Origin of the sequence: Pseudonocardia yuanmonensis, assembly GCF_039542425.1 — a bacterium.
Classification (GTDB): domain Bacteria; phylum Actinomycetota; class Actinomycetes; order Mycobacteriales; family Pseudonocardiaceae; genus Pseudonocardia; species Pseudonocardia yuanmonensis.
In genome coordinates this window covers 69680-89264 of record NZ_BAABIC010000016.1, presented here as the reverse complement: position 1 = coordinate 89264, position 19585 = coordinate 69680, and the positions used below count along the sequence as shown (strand labels likewise).

Below are 19585 nucleotides of genomic sequence, written 5' to 3'. Positions count from 1 at the left end.
CCGACGCGCGGAGAGGCCACGACATGTCCTATGTGATCGGAATCGACGTCGGGGGCACGTTCACCGACGCCGTCGCGGCCCGCGACGACGGAACCATGATCTCGACGAAGACCCCGTCGACCCCGCCGGACTACGCCGAAGGTGTCGTCACCGTCCTGGAGGACCTGGCCGGGCGGATCGGCACGGACCTCGAGGGGCTGCTCTCGGACACGTCCTACGTGGCCCACGGCACCACCTCGACGCTGAACGCGCTGGTGATCGGCGACGTCGGCCGCGTCGGCTGGCTGACCACCGTCGGGCACCGGGACTCGATCTACATCATGAACGTGGTCGGCCGCTACGCCGGCCAGAGCCCCGAGCAGGTGCAGGACATCCTCGCCACCCGCAAGCCCGCCCCGCTCGTCCCCAAGCGGCGGGCGAAGGAGGTGATCGAGCGGATCGACTACAAGGGCTCGGTCATCGTGCCGCTCGACGAGGACCACGCCCGCGAGGCGATCCGCGAGCTGCTGGCCGAGGACGTCGAGGCCATCGCGGTGTCCACGCTCTGGTCCTTCCGCAACCCCGCGCACGAACGCCGGCTGCGCGAGCTCGTGCACGAGCAGGCCCCGGGCATGTACGTGACGCTCTCCGGCGAGCTCTCCCCGCGCATCCGCGAGTTCTCCCGCAACGCCACCACGATCATGAGCACCCAGGTCGGGCCGACGCTGTCGCGCTACCTGGAGCCGCTCACGGACCGGCTGCGCGGGCACGGCCTGCGCGGACCGCTGCTCGTCATGCAGGGCACCGGCGGCACCCTGGCCGCACACGAGGCCCCGAAGACGGCGATCACCACGGTGGGTTCGGTGCTCTCCGGCGGTGTCACCGGCGCGACCCGGCTCGCCGAGCAGCTCGGGCACCGCAACGTGATCTGCACGGACGTCGGCGGCACCACGTTCCTCGTCGGCCTCGTCGTCGACGGGGCGCCGCTGCAGACCACCACCACGGTCGTCAACCAGCACATCATCGACGTCCCGATGCTCAAGGTGCAGGCCATCGGCTCCGGCGGCGGCGCGATCGCCCACCTCGACGCAGGTGGCAACCTGCGGGTCGGCCCGCGCAGCGCCCAGGCCGTGCCCGGCCCCGCCTGCTACGACCAGGGCGGCACCGAGCCGACGGTCACCGACGCCGACCTGGTGCTCGGCATCCTCAACCCGGACAACTTCCTGGGCGGCCGCAAGAAGCTGTCCCTGGAGCGGGCCCGGGCGGCGATCAGGGAGCACGTCGCGGACCCGCTCGGGCTCGACGTCGAGGCAGCCGCCGCCGCGATCTTCGCGGTGCAGAACGCGCAGACCTCCGACCTGGTCCGCAAGGTCGTCGTGGAGTCCGGCGAGGACCCCCGCGACTTCGTGATGTACGCCTTCGGCGGCGCCGGGCCGGTGCACTGCTTCGCCTACGGCGCGGAGCTGGGCGTGCAGTCCACGGTGGTCCCGCTCGGCCCGTCGGCCGCCGCGTTCTCCGCGTACGGGCTCGCGGCCAGCAACGTCGGGGTGGTCAAGGAGGTCTCCGAGCCGGGGACGTTCCCGGTGCCTGCCCTGGCCGTGACCAAGACCTTCGAGGACCTCGAGGCCGAGGCCCGGACGGCCCTGGAACGCCAGGGCGTGGAGCTGGTCGACATCGAGCTCCGCCGCGAGGTCGACGTCCGGTACACCATGCAGCTCGCCGAGCTGCCCACGCCGGTCCCGTCGGGGACGCTGACCGACGCCGACCTCGCCGAGGTCGTGGCCGGGTTCGAGAGCCGCTACGCCCGCACCTTCGGCGAGGGCACCGGCTTCTCCGCCGCCGGGTTCCAGTTCATCACCTACCGCGTGCACGCCTCCGGCGTGCTGCCCTCGACCGTGACCCTGCCCGACGCCGACCCCGCCGACGGCAAGACCGTCGAGGACACGCTCACCGGCACCCGCCGCGCCCTGCTCGACCCGCAGCGCGGGTTCGAGGACACCCCGGTCTACGACTACCGCCGGCTCCGCCCCGGGCACCGGTTCACCGGGCCCGCGATCGTCGAGGTGCCCACGACCACCGTCGCCGTCTCGCACCGCGACACCGCCGAGATCGACCGCTTCGGCAACCTCGTCCTGACCCACACCACCGAGGAGGCCTGATGACCCACCCGGTTCCCGGCTCCGAGATCTTCAACAGCCGCCCCGTCGATCCCGACGTCCTGCGCGCGGGCGTGCCCGCGAGCCTGCGCCTGCACACCGTGGGCCAGGACGCGGTCGACAACCTGGACCCGCTGACGTACGAGGTCGTCCGGCACCGCCTCTGGTCGGTCACCGACGAGATGGGCGAGACGCTCAAGCGGATGTCCGGCTCGGTGGTCGTCACCGAGGCCAACGACTTCGACTTCGCCCTGTGCGACGAGGTGGGCCAGGAGGTGCAGATCGGCCTCTACAACACCTTCCTCTCCGCCTCGCTCGATCTCGCCGTCTACTGGACCCTGCAGAACCGCGCCGAGAACCCGGGCATCGACGAGGGCGACATGTTCCTCTGCAACGACCCGTGGGTCGGCGGGGGCCTGCACCAGAACGACGCCACCGTGTACGCGCCGTTCTTCTTCGAGGGGCAGCTCTTCGGCTGGTCCTCCGCCGTCGCCCACCAGCTCGACGTCGGCGGCGTCGCGCCCGGCTCGTGGACGCCGCGTGCCCAGGACGTGTTCTGGGAGTCCCTGCCCACGCCGCCGATCAAGGTGGTGCGCAACAACGTGCTCCAGCGCGACGTCGCCGAGATGTGGACCCGCCGCTCGCGCACCCCCATGCTGCTCTCCCTGGACCTGCGGGCCAAGGTGGGCGCGAACATCACGGCCCAGACCCGGCTGCGCCGGCTGCTGGAGACCTACGGCCCCGACACCGTCAAGGCCGTGATGAAGCGGATCATGGACGACGCCGAGCAACGGCTGCGGGCCAAGCTGCGCGAGCTGCCCGACGGCACCTGGCACGCCCAGGGCTACCAGGAGCACTCCGGGCAGGGCGACCGCGGGATCTACAAGATCGTGCTGGCCATGACGAAGACCGGCGACACGCTCACCTTCGACTTCCGCGGCACCGCCGAGCAGACCGGCATGATCAACTGCCCGTATTCCGGGGTCCGGGCCGGGATCATGTCCGCGCTGCTCCCGGTGCTCGCCGGGGACATCCCGTGGGCGGGCGGCGGGCTGATGCGCTGCTTCGACATCATCGCGGACGAGGGGACGATGATCAACGCGTCCTTCCCCGCCGCGGTGGGCAAGGGTCCCGTCGGGCCGGCGTGGGCGGCGGGGAACCTCGTCAACGAGTGCCTGGCCAAGATGCTCGACGCGCGCCCAGTGTCGCGGAAGTCCGTGCAGTCGGTGTGCGGCGGGACGTTCGACATGGTCGCGCTCGCGGGCGTGGACCAGCGGCAGTACCCGTTCGTCTCGCTGGTCATGGACACGATGGCGGGCGGCTACGGCGCCGGCGTCGACCGCGACGGCGTGGACACCGGCGGCATGTTCGTCATCCCGATGGGCCGCGCGCCCGACGCCGAGATGACCGAGTTCACCTCCCCCGTCCTGCTGCTGTGGCGGCGCGAGGAGACGGACTCGGGCGGCCCCGGTGCCCAGCGCGGCGGAGTGTCCGGCTCGGTGTGCATCGTCCCGCACGACACGCCTGCCCCGCTCGGCGGCGTGTTCTCCGGCTCCGGCAAGGCCACGACCATGAACGCGGGGCTGGCGGGCGGGTACCCGGGCAACACGCAGCTCGACATGATCCTGCGCGGTGCGGACGCCTGGGACCTGCTCGCCGCCGGCCGCGTCCCCCGGAACCTCGAGGAGGTCGGCGGGACCCGGGACATCATGGGCGGTGAGGTCGAGACCGGGATCGGGCTGGGCGACGCGATCTTCGTGCACTGGCAGAGCGGGGGCGGCTACGGCGACCCGCTGCGGCGCGACCCGGCCGCCGTGGCCGAGGACGTGCGGGAGGCCAAGGTCTCCGCGGAGGCTGCCGCCTCCGTCTACGGCGTCGTCCTCAACGCCGACGGCGCGGTGGACGCCGCGGCCACCGACGCCCGCCGCGATGCGCTGCGCGCCGACCGGCGCAGCGCGGCGGGGATCACCGGTTCCACCGAGAGGGCCACCACGGTGGAGGGTCAGGAGCTCGACGCGAACCAGACCCTCGACGGGGCGACGGTCCGCTGCCGGCACTGCGGGACCGGCCTGGGCACGTTCGGCGAGGCCTACCTGGCTGAGCTGCCCCGCGTCGAGACCGCGCCGTCGGGGGCGGGACCTCACGTCTGGGCCGACCCGACGACCTATGTGGACGAGCCGGTGGTGTTCCGCCAGGTGTTGTGCCCGGGCTGCGCGACCGCCCTGCTCAGCCAGGTGGTGCCGGCCGACCACCCGCTGCCTGCCGACACGTTCACGCAGATGGGCCAGCATGCCCACCAGCACTGACCGGTCCTTCCCGGCGTGGCCTGCCGAGCAGGCGGCTCGCTACCGCTCGGCCGGCGCCTGGGCCGACACCACGATCGGTGCTGAGCTGGCGGCCACCGCGCTCCGGTTCCCGGACCGGACCGCGGTGGCCGACGCCGACCGGCGCCTCACCTACGCCGCGCTGGACCGCCGGGCCACCGCCGTGGCCTGCGGTCTGCTCGACCACGGCCTCGCCCCGGGTGAGGTCGTGATCGTCCAGTCGGGCAACGTCGTCGAGACCATCGTCGCGTTCTACGGCCTGCTCCGCGCGGGCCTGGTCCCGGTCTGCGCGCTGCCCCAGCACGGCGAGCGCGACGTCGCCGACCTCGCCACGATCTCGGGCGCCCGCGCCCACCTGGTGCAGGCGGACTGGGCCCGCGCCGACCTGCCCGCCGCGGCGGGCAGGCTGCGGGAGAGCCACGGCACCCTCGTGCTGAGTGTGCGCGGCCGGGTGCCCGGCGGCCTCGCGCTGGAGGACCTGATCGACGGGCCGGTTCACCGGCCGCTGCCCGAACCCAGGGCCGAGGACCTCGCCGTGCTGCAGCTGTCGGGCGGCACGACGGGTACCCCGAAGCTGATCCCCCGGGTGCACTGCGACTACGTCTGCAACGCCCGGGCCTGGGCCGAGCGGTGGGGGTGGGACGAGACCGTCGCTTCGATCCACGCGCTGCCCGTCGTGCACAACGCGGGGGTCGCGCTGAGCGTGCTGCCCGCGATGCTCGCGGGCGGGACGCTTGTCCTCGCGCCGGGCGCGGACGCGGCCACGATCGCCGGCATGGTCGAGCGGGAGGGCGCCACCGACATGGTGGCGAACGCGACCGTCGCCTACCGGCTGCTGGAGTCGCCGCAGGCCGGGGCCGGGGCGCTGCGCACGTTGCGGCGCTTCAGCGTCGGGCCCCAGACGCCCGAGTACGCAGCGCGGCTGGAGTCCGAGCTGGGCATCCGGGCGCTCGGAGTGTTCGGCATGGGCGAGGGGCTGATCATGTGCACCCCGTGGGACGCCCCGTACGAGTCCCGGCTGTCCACCGTCGGCACCCCGATCCATCCCCTCGACGAGGTGCGGATCGTCGACGACCAGCTCGACGACGTCCCCCCGGGCGAGGTCGGGGAGCTGATCTGCCGCGGGCCGTACACGATCCCGGGCTACTACGCCGCGCCGGAGCACAACGCCACGGCCTTCACCGCGGACGGCTACTACCGCTCCGGCGACCTGGCGCGGGCGCACGACGTCGGCGGCACCACGTACTACTCGATCGAGGGGCGGATCAAGGACAACGTGAACCGCGGCGGGGAGAAGATCCACGCCGACGAGATCGAGCGGCTGCTGGTCACCCATCCCGCGATCGCCGAGGTGGCCGTGGTCGGCATGCCGGACCCGGAGCTGGGCGAACGCCTGTGCGCCTTCGTCGTGCCCCGCTCCGGCGCGGCCGCGCCGACGGTCCCCGACCTGGCCGAGTTCCTGCTCGGGCTGGGCATCGCGAAGTTCAAGCTGCCCGAACGCGTGGAGGTCCGGGACGCGCTGCCGGTGACGAACGTCCGGAAGATCGCCAAGAAGGCCCTGCGGGAGGACATCGCGGCGATCCTGGCCAAGGAGCGCGGATGACCGCGCTGCCCGTCGAGCGGCTCGGGCCGTGGCTACGAGAGAAGCTGGGCCTCGAGCCACCGTTCACCGCCGAGCTGATCGCCGGCGGCCGGTCCAACCTGACCTACCGCGTGACGGACGCGGCGGGCAGGCGAGTCGCGGTGCGTAGGCCACCGGCCACGGTGGAAGTGGCGGGCGCGCACGACATGGCCCGGGAGCACCGGATCCAGTCCGCCCTACACGGGACCGCCGTGCACGTCCCGACCCCGCTCGCCCTCTGCGAGGACCCCGGCCCGATCGGGGCCCCGTTCCTGGTGACGGAGTTCGTGGCGGGCCCGGTCGTCCGGGACAGGGCGGCGGCCGCGGCGCTGGGCCCGCAGGCCCGGCGCCGGATCGGGCTCGCGCTGGTGGACGAGCTCGTCGCCCTGCATCGCACCGAGCCCACCGCGATCGGGCTCGGCAACCTCGGCCGGCCGGACGGCTACCTCGCCCGGCAGCTACGCCGCTGGTCGGGAGCGATCACGGAGGACTCGAAGACCGCGGAGCTGCTGCGCGAGGGCCACCGGGCACTCCGGGCCGGGCTGCCCGACTCGGCCACGGCCCTGCTGCACGGCGACTTCCGGCTCGACAACGTGATCGTGTCCGAGACCGGCGACATCCGGGCCGTCCTCGACTGGGAGCTCTCGACCCGGGGCGACCCGCTCACCGACCTCGGCTGGCTGCTCCTGTACTGGCAGCCGGGGCCCGACCTGAACTTCCTCCCCGGCGGCAGCGAGCTCGACGGCTTTCCCACCGCCACCGAGCTGGCCGAGCGCTACGCCGCGGGCACCGGCGCCGACCTCGGGCGGATCGACTACTACCGGGGCTTCGCGGCCTGGCGGCTCGCGGCGATCACCCTGGGCGTGCGCGACCGCTACCGCAGCGGGGCCGGGGCGGGGTCCACCGTGGACGTCGACCGGCTGGACACCGAGGCCGAGCTCCTCGCCGCCGCCGCGCTGAGCCGTCTCTGAAACCACCATCCTGCTGACCGACGAGGAGAAACCCATGCCCGACGCCGTGATCGTCTCGGCCGCCCGGTCCCCCATCGGCCGCGCCGGCAAGGGATCGCTCGCCGGGATGCGCCCCGACGACCTCGCCGCCGCGATGGTCCGCGCCGCGCTCGACCAGGTGCCCGCCCTCGACCCGGAGCGCCTCGACGACCTGATGCTCGGCTGCGGCTGCCCGGGCGGCGAGCAGGGCTACAACATGGCCAGGGTCGTCGCCGTGCTGCTCGGGCTGGATACCGTGCCGGGCACCACGGTCACCCGCTACTGCGCCTCCAGCCTGCAGACGCTGCGCATGGCGTTCCACGCGATCCGCTCCGGCGAGGGATCGGCGTTCGTGGCGGCCGGCGTCGAGACCGTGAGCCGGTTCGACAAGGGCTCCAGCGACTTCCTCCCCGACACCACCAACCCGCTGTTCGACGCGGCCCGGGCCCGCACCGAGCAGGCCGGCCCCTGGTCCGACCCGCGGGAGTCCGGCGGGCTGCCGGACATCTACATCACCATGGGCCAGACCGCGGAGAACGTGGCCCACCGGTACGGGGTGAGCCGCGCGGACCAGGACGAGTTCGCGGCCCGCAGCCAGAACCTGGCCGAGAAGGCGATCGCCGACGGGTTCTGGGCGGCCGAGATCAGCCCGGTCACCACCCCCGACGGGACCGTCGTGAGCGCCGACGACGGGCCGCGCGCCGGCGTCACGGTCGAGAAGCTCGCCGGGCTGCAGCCCGTCTTCCGGCCCGACGGCACGGTGACCGCGGGCAACTGCTGCCCGCTCAACGACGGCGCCGCCGCCCTGGTCGTCACCAGCGACGCCGAGGCCCAACGGCTCGGCCTGACCCCGCTCGCCCGGATCGTCGCCACCGGGGTGTCGGGGCTGAGCCCGGAGATCATGGGCGTCGGGCCGGTGCAGGCCACCCGCAACGCGCTGGCGACCGCCGGCATGGACCTGGACGACGTGGACCTCGTCGAGATCAACGAGGCCTTCGCGGCGCAGGTCCTGGCCTCGCAGCGGGAGCTGGGGATCGACCTGGAGAAGCTGAACGTCAACGGCGGCGCGATCGCCGTCGGGCACCCGTTCGGGATGACGGGCGCGCGGCTGACGGCCACGATGCTGAACTCGCTGCGCCACCACGACAAGGAGACCGGGCTGGTCACCATGTGCGTGGGGGGCGGGCAGGGCATGGCCGTGCTCCTGAAGCGGCTCTCGTGACCCCGCTGCTCTTCACCCCGATCCGCCTGCGCGACCTGACCGTCCGCAACCGGATGTGGCTGTCCCCCATGTGTCAGTACAGCGTCGAGGCCCGCGACGGCGTACCCACCGACTGGCACCTCGTCCACCTGGGCGGGCGTGCGGCAGGCGGGTTCGGGCTGGTCATGACCGAGGGCACGGCCGTGACGCCCGAGGGCCGGATCAGCCAACAGGACACCGGACTGTGGGACGACGCGCAGGCCGAGGCGTGGGCCCGGGCCGTCGCCTTCGTGCACGGGCAGGGCGCCGCGGCCGGGATCCAGCTCGCCCACGCCGGCCGCAAGGCGTCGACCTGGGCGATGGCGCTCAAGCAGGACGGGACCATTCCCGCGGCTGACGGCGGCTGGACGCCGGTGGCGCCCTCCCCCGTCGCGTACCCCGGGCTCGACGTCCCCCACAAGCTGACGCCCGCGGAGATCGCCGAGATCGTCGCGGCCTTCGGCGCGGCGGCCGCCCGGGCGGACCGGGCCGGCTTCGACCTCGTGGAGCTGCACGGCGCCCACGGCTACCTCATCCACCAGTTCCTCTCCCCGCTGGCGAACCTCCGCACCGACGGCTACGGCGGCTCCTTCGAGAACCGCACGCGCTTCCTCCGGGAGGTCGTCGTGGCGGTGCGGGAGTCCTGGCCGGCGGCCAAGCCGCTGTCCGTCCGGTTCTCCGGCAGCGAATGGGCCGCCGGCGCCGGGTGGACGCTGGAGGAGACCGGGGAGCTGGCGCGGGAGCTCGGGCCGCTCGGCGTGGACCTGGTCGACGTCTCTTCGGGCGGGGTCCTGGCACCGCAGGAGCGGGTCACGGTCGGCCCCGGCTACCAGGTCGGCTTCGCGCAGGAGGTCCGGAAGCGCTCCGGGCTCCCCACCGCGGCGGTCGGGATGATCACCGAGCCGGCGCAGGCCGAGCAGGTCCTGGCCGACGGCGCGGCCGACGTCGTGCTGTTCGGCCGGGTCGCGCTGCGCGAGCCCGCCTGGCCGCTGCGCGCCGCCGCCGAGCTCGGGGTACCGCGGGACTCCGCGCCCTACCCCACGCAGTACCTGAAGGGCGCCTGGCCGCGCACCGGGCGGGCTCGAGAACGAAGGAACGCGGACCGATGACATCTGTAGGAATCGTGTACCACAGCGGGTTCGGGCACACCGCCGCGCTCGCGCGGGCGGTCGGTGAGGGCGCGCTCACGGTCCCGGACACGACCGCGCGGCTGGTCTTCGCGGAGGACGCGGCCCGCGACCCGAACGGGCTGGACGGCTACGACGCCCTCGTCCTGGGCTGCCCGACCTACATGGCCGGCCCCTCGGCCCCCTTCAAGGAGTTCCTCGACGCCACGTCGGCGATCTGGCTGAAGCAGGGGTGGAAGGACAAGCTGGCCGCCGGGTTCACCAACTCCGGCGGGTACAGCGGCGACAAGCTCAGCACCCTGACCCAGCTGATGCTGTTCGCGATGCAGCACGGCATGGTCTGGGTGGGTCTGGGCCTGCCCGACGGCGGCGGCTCCGGCTCGGCGCCCCCGGACAGCCTCAACCGGCTGGGCGGGTACGCGGGCGCGATGGCGAAGTCCGACACCGACCTGGGCCTGGAAGGGATTCCCGACAGCGACCTGGCGACGGCGGCGGCGCTCGGGCGGCGGGTGGCGGTGTGCGCGCAGCGCTGGCAGCGGGTGCCGGAAGGGGTGGCGCAATGAGGATCCTGGTGGTGGGCGGGGGCCCGGGCGGGCTGTTCCTCGGCATCCTGCTCAAGCGCGCCCGGCCGGAGCTGACGGTCCACGTGGTCGAGCAGAACCCCGAGGGGGCGAGCTACGGCTGGGGCATCGGGCTGACCGACTCCGCCCTCGACGCGCTGCGCCCCTCGGCGCCCGACGTCGTCGACGACCTCGCCGCGGACATCGACGTCACCGACCAGATGGAGGTCGGCCTCGACGGCGAGACGCTGCGGGTCACGGCGTCCACCTTCTCCCGCACCGGCCGGATCCAGCTGCTGGCGACCCTGCAGCGCTGGGCCCGGGCCGGGGGCGTGACGTTCGCCTTCGAGCAGCGCGTCGAGGACGCCGCGGAGCTCGCCGGCTGGGACCTCGTCGTGGGGGCGGACGGCGTCAACAGCCGGGTCCGCGACATCTACGCCGACGTGTTCAAGCCGGAGATCAGCTTCGGCCACAACTGGTTCGCCTGGTACGGCACCTCGCGGCTGTTCACCGCGCCGTCGATCATCGTGCTGCGGCGCCCGGACGGGGTGGCCGTCAGCCACGCGTCCCAGTACGCGGCGGACCGCAGCAACTTCGTGGTCGAGCTGACCCCGCGGGTCTTCCGGTCCGGCGGCTTCGAGAACCTCGACGAGGAGGAGTCCCGGCGGCGCTGCGAGGCGATGTTCGCGGGCTCGCTCGACGGGCACCCGCTCTACACGAACAAGTCGCTGTGGTTCCAGCCGAAGTTCGTGCGGTGCACGGGATCCTGGAGCCACGAGAACGTCACCCTGCTGGGCGACGCGCTGCACACCGTCCATCCCTCGCTGGGCTCGGGCACCCGGTTCGCGATGCGCGACGCCGTGTACCTGGTGGACGCCCTCGCGGCCGCCGACTGGGACGTGGCCCGGGGGCTGCGCGGCTACGAGGAGAGCCGCCGCAGCAACGCCGAGGCGTTCCAACGCGCGGCGGTGCGCAGCATCGGCTGGTACGAGGGCCTGCAGACCCGCCCGCCCCGCGACCTCACGACGATGGCGCTGGAGTACATCATGCGGACGGGGCGGGTGCGCTACGAGGAGTTCCGCCGCAACAACCCGGAGATGATGCGGGCGTTCGAGGAGCTCCGCTAGCCGGCCCGATCAGGGCCGGTGGGTGCCGGGCACGGAGCGGGACCAGAGCAGACCCTCGACGCCCTCGAGGAAGGTCTCGCTCACGGCCTCCGGATCGGCGAGGCATCCCGCCGCCATGGCGCCGTCTCGCAGCATCACGAAATGACGGCCCGCGTTGTCCGCCGGGCCCTCACCCACCTGGGCCAGAACGCCCGTCACGGCGCCGAGGAACCAGTCGCGATGATCGGCCACCCGCCGGCGCACCGGGTGCTCGGGATCGGGGTACTCGGCGGCGGCGTTGAGGAACGCGCACCCCCGGAAGCCCTCTCGCGTGATGTCCCCGGCGATGTCCGCGGCGACCGCACGCAGCACTTCGGCGGGCGCCTCGCCTGCCTCCGCGGTCCTCGCGAACCGGGCTCGCAGTGCGTGGTCGGCCTCCTCCAGGTAGCTGACGACCAGGTCCTCCTTGCTCTCGAAGTGGCGGTAGAACGTCGATCGGGTCGTGTCCGCCTCCGTGAGGATGTGGTCGACCCCGACAGAGTGCACACCCTCGGCGTAGAAGATCCGACTCGCCGTACCCAGGAGCCGTGCCCGCGCCTCGGACGGCCGCCCGCTCGCCCTGCCCTTCATGGTCACATGATAGCAGACAGAACGTTCGGTCCGATGTCTTGACTTCGGCTACCGACGCTGGCACGCTGCGAAACAGAACGTTCGTTCCTTCTCTCGCCGAAAGAGGCTTTCGTGTCCACTGTCGCCTCCCCCGCCGTCGCCGGGTTCGCACCCGCGCTGCGAAGGCTGTACTTCGTCCGGTTCGGCTTCGCCCTCGTCTGGGCGGCCCTGGTGGTCGTGGCCGGGCAGCAGCTCGGGCCCGTCGCCGCCGTCCTCCTCGTGCTGTACCCGCTGTTCGATGTGGCCGCTGCGGTCGTCGACGCGCGGGCGTCCAAGACCGACCCGTCCTCCCGCGGTCTGTACCTGAACATCGCGATGAGCCTGCTCGCCGCGATCGGGCTGGGTATCGCCGCGACCTCCGGCGTCCCCGCGGTCCTGCGGGTCTGGGGTGCATGGGCCATCGTCGCCGGGCTCATCCAGCTGGTCGTCGCCCTCCGCAGGCGCACGATGGGCGGGCAGTGGCCCATGATCCTCAGCGGCGGCATCTCCGTACTCGCCGGCGCCTCGTTCGCCCTGATGGCGGGCCAGCCGGCGCCCTCGCTGGTGGGCATCGCCGGCTACGCCACTCTCGGCGGCATCTTCTTCCTCGCCTCGGCGCTGCGTCTCGGCCGCGCCGCCCGCACCACCACCACCACACCGGAGCACTGACATGAGCACTGACATGAGCACCACCAGGGACACGGTCGACGTCATCGTGATCGGCGCGGGCCCCGTCGGGGAGAACGTCGCCGACCGGATCGTCCGCAACGGCCTGACCGCCGCCATCATCGAGCGCGAGCTCGTGGGCGGTGAGTGCTCCTATTGGGCGTGCATGCCGACGAAAGCGCTGCTGCGCAGCGCCTCGGCCCTGCGCGCCGCCCAGCGGCTCCCCGGCGCCCGCGAGGCGGTCACCGGTGGCATCGACGTCGCGGCCGTGCTCCGCCGGCGCGACGGGTTCGCCTCGAACTGGAGCGACGACGGTCAGGTCTCCTGGCTGCGCAGCGCCGGGATCCCGCTCTACCGCGGTCACGGGCGGCTGACCGGCCCCCGGGTCGTCGAGGTGACCGACGCAGGAGGCGGGACCGTCACCCTCACGGCCAGGCACGCGGTGGTCATCGCCACCGGGAGCAGCGCATTGCTGCCGAACCTCCCCGGGCGCGAGGCTGCCGCATGGTCCAGCCGCGAGGCCGTCTCCGCCGCGTCGGTCCCCCGCCGTCTCGGCATCGTCGGCGGTGGCGTCGTCGCGAGCGAGATGGCCACGGCTTTCGCCGCACTGGGCAGCACCGTCACCGTGCTCGCCCGCGACGGGGTACTACCGACCCACGAACCCTTCGCCGGTGAGCAGGTCGTCGAGGCGCTGCGCGAGGCGGGAGTCACCGTGCAGCTGGGCGCCGAGGTCACCGAGGTCCACCGCGACGGACAGGGCGAGGTCAGCCTCACCCTGGCCGACGGCGGGGTCGTCGTGGTCGACGAGGTACTCGTCGCGATCGGTCGTGCGCCGAACACCCAGGACATCGGACTGGACACGGTCGGCCTGAAGCCCGGTTCGTGGCTTGAGGTCGACGGGACCCTGCGGGTTCTGGACGAGTCCGGCTCGCCGGTCGGCGACGGCTGGCTCTACGCCGCGGGCGACACCAACCGACGCGCCATGGTCACCCACCAGGGCAAGTACCAAGCTCGCGTCGTGGGTGACATCATCGCGGCCCGCGCCCGCGGCCTCGATATCGACAACCGCCCATGGGGCAGGCAGGCGCTCACCGCGGACGAGCGGGCCGTGCCGCAGGTCGTCTTCACGGAGCCGGAGGTCGCCGCGGTCGGGCTGACCGCGAGCGCCGCCGCAGCCGCGGGTCTGCGCACGCACGTCATCGATTACGACCTCGGCGCCGTTGCCGGCTCCGCGCTGCACGCAGACGGTTACCGCGGCCGGGCCCGGATGGTCGTCGACGAGGACCGCGGCGTGGTGGTCGGCATGACCTTCGTCGGCCAGGACGTCGCCGAGTTGCTGCACGCCGCCACGATCGCCGTCGCAGCCGAGGTCCCCGTGGACCGTCTGTGGCACGCGGTCCCCGCGTTCCCGACCGTCAGCGAAATCTGGCTGCGACTGCTCGAGACCTACGAGAGCCAGACCCGCAGCCGGCTCGGGAGCCAGCAGGCCGAAGCGGCCTGAGCCGACCACCGCTGCCGGTCGCGGTGGTCGCGAGAGCCCGACATTCCCGAGGAGACACGTCATGCCCACCAAGATCACACTGATCATCGACAACCCTGCGGACCCCGAGGCGTTCGAACCGGTCCATGAGACCGTGCGGGCCGAGGCGTCCACGCTCCCGAAGCTGCAGCGCCTGGAGTCCGCCAAGGTGTGGCCGAAGGAGGACGGCACCCCGACCCCCGCCTACCGGACCCTCGACCTGTACTTCGAGAGCTATGACGACGCCTCGCAGGCCGTTGCGACCCCCGCCGCCGCCCGGCTCTTCGGCGCCCTCATCGACAGCGCGGTGACATTCACCGGGCTGTTCTCCGACGTCGACTAAGTCATCGGGTCGAACCTCTGCGTCGGCGGCGGAGAGAACCAGATCCGGACCTCGCCGCCAGCCACGTCGTCGAGCACTGAGCAGCAGGCGATCGCCGCGGAGGCGGCCTCCTCGTCGCCGTGCCGGGACCGTGGTACCCACGACGACGGCAAATTCGGCCTCCAGGCCGCCGCCTCCGCGGCGTGGGGGCAGCACGATGGGGTCGTACGGTCCGATCAGCGCCTCGGGGTACCTGGACGAACTCGGACAGCTCGCGCCCCATCTCCAGGACGTGGTTGCGCTGGTGTCCTGCGCCTGAGGTTCCTCGAATATCTGAAGGGTGCCGGTCGTCGGGCCGAACAACGACCGGCAGGCGCAGGACACCAGAGGACTCGGGCCAGGAAGGCCTTGGTGCGTTCCTGCTGGGGCCGTGACAGCAGGTCGTCGGGCCTGCCGTGCTCGACGATCTGTCCGTCGGACATGAAGACGATCGCGTCGGAGACGACCTTGGCGAACTCCATCTCGTGGGTCACCACGATCATCGTCATGCCTGACCGGGCGAGGTCATGGTCCTGCTCGATGGCGGCGGGATGGCCCTCGTCTCATCCGTGATCCGAGGCCGGCTTCGCCCTCGAGGACTGCCGACACCTCACCAGCCGCCTCGAGGGCGACGTGCTCTGCGCGGGGCCCGGGTGGTGCGGGTGCCGATCCGGCTGATGGCCGGGGCCCGCCACGGCGGGAGGGGCCTCCGTCCGACTCTGGACTTCCAAACCCACCATCACCCCGTCACGCTCGGCGAGAGAGTTCATGACGCAGAAGCGGCGCAGCCCGCGGCTGGGCACCGCCAGAGTCGGGCGGTCAGGCCGTCTCACGGCGCCGTAGCCTGGCCTTCGCCGTCCTCGCTCGGCAGGAAGACCGGGAGCCCGGCCTCGGCCGCGGTCACGGCACAGGGTCGGCCCGCATACATAGCGACCTGCACGACGAGGCCACGCAGCTCGTCGGGTGTGACGCCGTTCTCGACCCCGAACCATGTGGATCCGGAGCTCCTCGGTCTTGTCGTCGCCTTGACCTGCCCCGAACGCCTGTTTCCCTACGTGCCCTGACGACTTGTTGAACGACGTACATAGAGATCTGGCCGGCTGGAGCTCGCTCGCGAACACGGTCGAACAAGGACTGAGCGCAGCGGAGCAACCGTCCCTGACGCAACCTCGCCGTCAGGAGATCGCTCATGTCCTCTGCTCAGCCCGCTGTGCAGCGCCCGAATATCGCGGGCGTGGCCGGTGGTGTCGGAGTCACCACCATCGCCCACGCGCTGCGTGGGCACGACGCCGGTATCCACCGCGACCAGAGTCGGCGGGACCGTAGAACGGCGGGTGCACGGACCCCGAGCCGCTCCCGCCGACCTCACGGGGTTCGCCAACAGCTCCATCGGCGCGCACCCCGGCAACATAGCGTGCGTCCGGCGCCGCCCACTGTGCAGCGATCTTCACGTCACGCGGAACACCGGCCAACCGATCTCGGTGCGCCAGGCGGCCGGATCGCTCTCGTCCCGCGGCCCGACGCGGTAGACCTCCCGCACCGGGCCCGCCACCGACATGGCGTTCTGCACGACCCAGGTGCCGAGCTCGCCGTAGGTGACCTCGACGCCGTCGTGCTCGCCGACGTGGGTGGTCACCGCCAGCTCCGCCGCTGGGAGGGTCACGGCGTGCACCCGCCCGGTGCGCGGCGGGGTGGCGGTCGGCAGGTAGACGAGCACGCGGCCGCGGCCCTCCTCGAAGAGCGCGTTGTCGTAGGTGCCGCCCGGCGGTCCGGTCACGCCGTCACCCACCGCCGCCTCCAGCTCGGCCATCGCGCCGGCGAACCACGCCTCCACGTCGCCGTCACCGATCACGGCCTCCACGGCCGCGACCGTGCGAGCGGGTTCGGCGCGCAGCTCGACCGCGATCGGCGCCGGGTCGGGCTGGAGGAGCCGGCGCAGCGAGGTGACCGCCGCCCGGGTTCGGTCCAGCTGCTCCTCCAGGCGCTGGAGGTGACCCGCCACGAGGGCCGAGCGGACACCGGGGTCCGGCGTCCGCAGGATCCGTTGCACGTCGCTCAGGGGGACGTCGAGTTCGCGGAGGCGGTTGATGACCTGTGCGATCGGGATCTGCTCGACGGAGTAGTAGCGGTAGCCCGTGGCCTCGTCCACCACGGCCGGCTCGAGTAGCTGTCCCTCGTGGTAGCGGCGCAGGGTGCGCACGCTCAGGTGGGTCAGACGCGAGAACTCCCCGATGGTCAGCACCCCGCCAGTGTGAAGGCTCCCCCTGGGGGAGGGTCCAACGCTTGCCCCTCCCGCGCCACGAGGCCGCACGGTGACGACATGACACACACCGACCTCCGGTCCGACGCCCTCCCGACGACCGTCCGCGACTTCCTCGCGGCCAGCACTGTCCACGACGCCGACACGGCCTCCTCGTTCCTCGTCGAGGACGTCGTGGTCGTCGACCAGAACGAGACCTTCAGGGGCCGCGACGAGGTGTACGCGTTCGTGCGCGACGCCGGCGCCGAGTTCGAGTACACCACCGAGCAGATCGGCGCCCGCCGCGTCGACGACGAGCACTGGGTGGTGACTCTGCGCATCGAGGGCACCTTCCCGGGCGGCGTCGCCGACCTGGACTACCGCTTCACCCTCCGCGGCGACCTCATCACCGAACTCGTCATCGCCAACCACGACGCCTGAGCACGTCCGGGAACCACCGAACTGTCAGAGGAAAGAGAAAGTATGTCCAGCAAGGAACGTGACCGCCTCGACGGCCGCCGCGCGCTCGTCACGGGCGGGTCGAAGGGGGCGGGGAAGGCCGTCGTCGCCCGCCTGCGGGAGATGGGTGCGGACGTGTGGACCACGGCCCGGACGATGCCCGACGCGTACGACCGCCCCGACCGGTTCATCGCGGCGGACACCGCAACCGTCGAGGGCGCGCAGCTCGTCGCGGACCGCATCGCCGAAGGCGGCGGCCCGCTCGACGTCCTCGTGCACGTCGTCGGGGGCACCTCGACGCCGGCCGGCGGGTTCGAGGTCATCACCGAGGAGCAGTGGCTGACCGAGATCAACCTGAACTTCCTGGGCGCCGTGCGCCTGGACCGGGCGCTGCTGCGGGCGATGGTGGAGACGGGATCTGGCGTGGTGCTGCACTTCACCTCGATCCAGCGGGAACTGCCGCAGCACGACGCCTCCTTGGCGTACGCGGCGGCCAAGGCGGCGCTGCGCACGTACAGCAAGGGCCTGGCCAACGAACTCGCGCCCCGCGGGGTGCGGGTCAACGCCATCAGCCCCGGCGGGATCGAGACCGAGGCGTACGAGCGGTTCGTAGACCGTATTGCCGAGGGCAACGGGCTCACCCGCGAGGCCGCCAAACAGACCATCTTCGACTCCCTCGGCGGGGTCCCGCTGGGACGGTTCGCGCAACCCGATGAGATCGCCGACCTGGTCGGGTTCCTCGTGTCCGACCGCGCATCGGCCATCGTGGGCGCCGAGTACGTCATCGACGGCGGCACGGTCCCGACCGTCTGAGCCGACGACGGGGCGGCGTCGAGACCATCGTCGCCGCCCCGGCCGAACTCCCCGCAGACACACAGACGACGAGGAACTCCATGGCCAGGAACGTCACCGAACCGTCCACCGCCCAGCCGGTCGGACCGCCACCCTTCGACCCCGAGCTCGCTCCCGTCGTGGACGCGCTGACCAGCATCCGCCCCCCGGACGCGTACCGCCCGGACACCATCGTCGAGATGCGCCGGCCCGTCCCCGGCGTACCGACCCCGACCGACGACGTCCTGTCGCGCGACGGCGCCTACCGCGTGCACGAGAGGACCGTGCCCGGTCCGGACGGAGACCCCGGACGTCTCACTGCTCGTCTGCCTCCCGCGGCACGTGAGCACGCCGGTCCCGGCGATCTACTTCATCCACGGCGGCGGGATGATCGTCGGCGACAACCGGTTCGGCCTCCCGGAGGTGCTGGACTTGGCTATCAACGGCAGCGTAAATCATCAACGCTGGCGTAAACGGCGGGACGCGGTGGCGGCCCTCGTCGAACGAAGACCCCAACCAAGGCGCGAGCAGCGGCGTGGAGCCCGACGTAGGTGAACCCGCAGGTCGCCGTCGGCCCGGTCGCGTGGGCCAGGTCGCGCCGTCAAGGAAAGGCGCCGGGCCCAGAGGCTCGGAGGAGAGGGCATCGGCGGAACCAGGGTTCAGACCGCGATCGACTTGCTCGCCGCCCTACCGACGACCGCATTCATCGCGTCGGCGAGCTTCCGGTCGGCAGCATTTTCCACGACGGGGCCATCGGGACAGAGGCGTTCGCCGCGGATCCTGTCGAACAGTCACCGTCCCGGTACCCCTGCCGACCGATCACGACCTCTGTGGTTGACATCAGCAGAGATCGCGGCGGCTGCGGCTCTTCTCCCGACCACCCAGGCCGTGCCCCAACGACGGCTGGGTCAGCCGCGCCAGGGTGCGGTGCGGCGATCACCCCGGGAGCGCCGGCGGTGCTGCCTCATCGAAGCGTGAAGCGCCTCGTGGTTGCGAGCCTCCAGGCCGGCGATGATGTCGAGGTGTTCTTCGTAGCGCTGCCGACGCGCTTCGGCCATGAGCATCTCGGCGATGATGTAAGGCTGGGCCAGCCGCCAGAGCCGGTCGAGCTCATCCACGATCAGCGACAGCGACGACAGCCGGAAGATCGCGAAATGGAAGGCGCGGTTGAGGGCGTAGGTCCCGGCCGGGTCCACGTCGTCCACGGCCGCGAGCAGTTGCTCGTTGAGCTGGCGGATCTCCTGCAGCGCAACCGGGTCGGGCCAGGCGATGGCACTCATGACCTCGTCCTCGAGGAGCTCCAGCATCCGCGCGAGCTGCGCCAGCTCCCCCGGACTCCGCTTCGTCACAAAGAAGCCTCGATGCTTCTGATGGGCGAGCACTCCCTGCTCAGCCAGTGCGTGCAGCGCTTCCCGCACCGGAACGCGGCTGGTCCCCAGCGCCTTCGCCAGCTCCTCCTGCCGTAGCTGCTCACCGGGACTGAGCTCGCCCGACGCGATCTGCCCAAGGATCTCACTGACAACCCGGTCGACGGCGGCGCCGGTCTTCACCAGAGGCGCCTGATCACTGACGGACATCGGGCCACCCTCCTGTCGATCGTCGCGTCCGGAGCCTACAGGATCGAATGCAACATTGGACAAGCTCACCTGGACACTCTCTGTTACTTGACAAGCACTCGCAGTATTGCCTGCAATCCTGTCTTCCGCTTCGCCTGCACAGTGGTTATGGTCACTGTCGCGGTTCGCGGCACTCCCGAACCC

Annotated in this window: 16 protein-coding genes; 13 read left to right on the top strand and 3 right to left on the bottom strand. The window is 72.1% G+C overall.

The genetic code is table 11. The features are described from left to right. Positions 1–23 precede the first annotated feature (23 nt). Genes ABD990_RS22615 through ABD990_RS22580 form a run of 8 tightly spaced genes read left to right on the top strand, consistent with a single transcriptional unit; the run spans position 24 to position 11123 of the window. Entirely contained in the window at positions 24–2138 is a 2115-nt protein-coding gene (locus ABD990_RS22615; protein WP_345382733.1) for a hydantoinase/oxoprolinase family protein, read from the top strand. After that, positions 2138–4441 carry a hydantoinase B/oxoprolinase family protein gene (locus ABD990_RS22610; protein WP_345382732.1) on the top strand — a complete coding sequence of 768 codons (2304 nt, stop codon included), beginning with the start codon at positions 2138–2140 and terminating at the stop codon, positions 4439–4441. Before ABD990_RS22615 ends, ABD990_RS22610 begins: the two co-directional genes overlap by 1 nt. Continuing rightward, positions 4425–6062 carry a (2,3-dihydroxybenzoyl)adenylate synthase gene (locus ABD990_RS22605; RefSeq protein ID WP_345382731.1) on the top strand — a complete coding sequence of 546 codons (1638 nt, stop codon included), beginning with the start codon at positions 4425–4427 and terminating at the stop codon, positions 6060–6062. The genes ABD990_RS22610 and ABD990_RS22605 overlap by 17 nt, the downstream gene beginning before the upstream one ends. After that, positions 6059–7051, top strand: coding sequence for a phosphotransferase family protein (locus ABD990_RS22600; protein ID WP_345382730.1), 993 nt, complete (start codon positions 6059–6061; stop codon positions 7049–7051). The genes ABD990_RS22605 and ABD990_RS22600 overlap by 4 nt, the downstream gene beginning before the upstream one ends. A gap of 34 nt (positions 7052–7085) precedes the next feature. Then, positions 7086–8291 carry an acetyl-CoA C-acetyltransferase gene (locus ABD990_RS22595; protein WP_345382729.1) on the top strand — a complete coding sequence of 402 codons (1206 nt, stop codon included), beginning with the start codon at positions 7086–7088 and terminating at the stop codon, positions 8289–8291. Continuing rightward, positions 8288–9418, top strand: coding sequence for an NADH:flavin oxidoreductase/NADH oxidase (locus ABD990_RS22590; RefSeq protein WP_345382728.1), 1131 nt, complete (start codon positions 8288–8290; stop codon positions 9416–9418). Before ABD990_RS22595 ends, ABD990_RS22590 begins: the two co-directional genes overlap by 4 nt. Then, positions 9415–9999: a flavodoxin family protein gene (locus ABD990_RS22585; RefSeq protein ID WP_345382727.1), complete on the top strand. Its 585-nt coding sequence runs from the start codon at positions 9415–9417 to the stop codon at positions 9997–9999. The genes ABD990_RS22590 and ABD990_RS22585 overlap by 4 nt, the downstream gene beginning before the upstream one ends. Next, on the top strand, positions 9996–11123 hold the full coding sequence (locus ABD990_RS22580) for an FAD-dependent monooxygenase (RefSeq protein WP_345382726.1): 1128 nt from the start codon (positions 9996–9998) through the stop codon (positions 11121–11123). Before ABD990_RS22585 ends, ABD990_RS22580 begins: the two co-directional genes overlap by 4 nt. 9 nt (positions 11124–11132) lie before the next feature. Here ABD990_RS22580 and ABD990_RS22575 read toward each other — a convergent pair whose 3' ends face one another. Beyond that, the gene (locus ABD990_RS22575; RefSeq protein ID WP_345382725.1) at positions 11133–11732 is read right to left on the bottom strand and encodes a TetR/AcrR family transcriptional regulator; all 600 of its coding nucleotides are present in this window, start codon (positions 11730–11732) and stop codon (positions 11133–11135) included. A 111-nt stretch (positions 11733–11843) separates the two neighbouring features. On the opposite strand from ABD990_RS22575, the gene ABD990_RS22570 reads away from it, so the two are divergent. From ABD990_RS22570 to ABD990_RS22560, 3 genes are all read left to right on the top strand, one after another. Continuing rightward, on the top strand, positions 11844–12419 hold the full coding sequence (locus ABD990_RS22570; protein WP_345382724.1) for a hypothetical protein: 576 nt from the start codon (positions 11844–11846) through the stop codon (positions 12417–12419). A 13-nt stretch (positions 12420–12432) separates the two neighbouring features. Beyond that, positions 12433–13917, top strand: coding sequence for a dihydrolipoyl dehydrogenase family protein (locus ABD990_RS22565; RefSeq protein WP_345382723.1), 1485 nt, complete (start codon positions 12433–12435; stop codon positions 13915–13917). Positions 13918–13978: 61 nt separating this feature from the next. Next, positions 13979–14278 carry an EthD domain-containing protein gene (locus tag ABD990_RS22560; protein WP_345382722.1) on the top strand — a complete coding sequence of 100 codons (300 nt, stop codon included), beginning with the start codon at positions 13979–13981 and terminating at the stop codon, positions 14276–14278. A 1465-nt stretch (positions 14279–15743) separates the two neighbouring features. On the opposite strand, the gene ABD990_RS22555 is transcribed toward ABD990_RS22560, so the two are convergent. Then, positions 15744–16538, bottom strand: coding sequence for a MerR family transcriptional regulator (locus tag ABD990_RS22555; RefSeq protein ID WP_345382721.1), 795 nt, complete (start codon positions 16536–16538; stop codon positions 15744–15746). 78 nt (positions 16539–16616) lie between these two features. On the opposite strand from ABD990_RS22555, the gene ABD990_RS22550 reads away from it, so the two are divergent. Beyond that, on the top strand, positions 16617–16976 hold the full coding sequence (locus tag ABD990_RS22550) for a nuclear transport factor 2 family protein (protein WP_345382720.1): 360 nt from the start codon (positions 16617–16619) through the stop codon (positions 16974–16976). Positions 16977–17018: 42 nt separating this feature from the next. Beyond that, positions 17019–17807 carry an SDR family oxidoreductase gene (locus tag ABD990_RS22545; RefSeq protein WP_345382719.1) on the top strand — a complete coding sequence of 263 codons (789 nt, stop codon included), beginning with the start codon at positions 17019–17021 and terminating at the stop codon, positions 17805–17807. Between the two features lie 926 nt (positions 17808–18733). Here the strand turns inward: ABD990_RS22545 and ABD990_RS22540 are convergent. Then, positions 18734–19402 carry a GntR family transcriptional regulator gene (locus ABD990_RS22540; RefSeq protein WP_345382718.1) on the bottom strand — a complete coding sequence of 223 codons (669 nt, stop codon included), beginning with the start codon at positions 19400–19402 and terminating at the stop codon, positions 18734–18736. Positions 19403–19585: the final 183 nt, after the last annotated feature.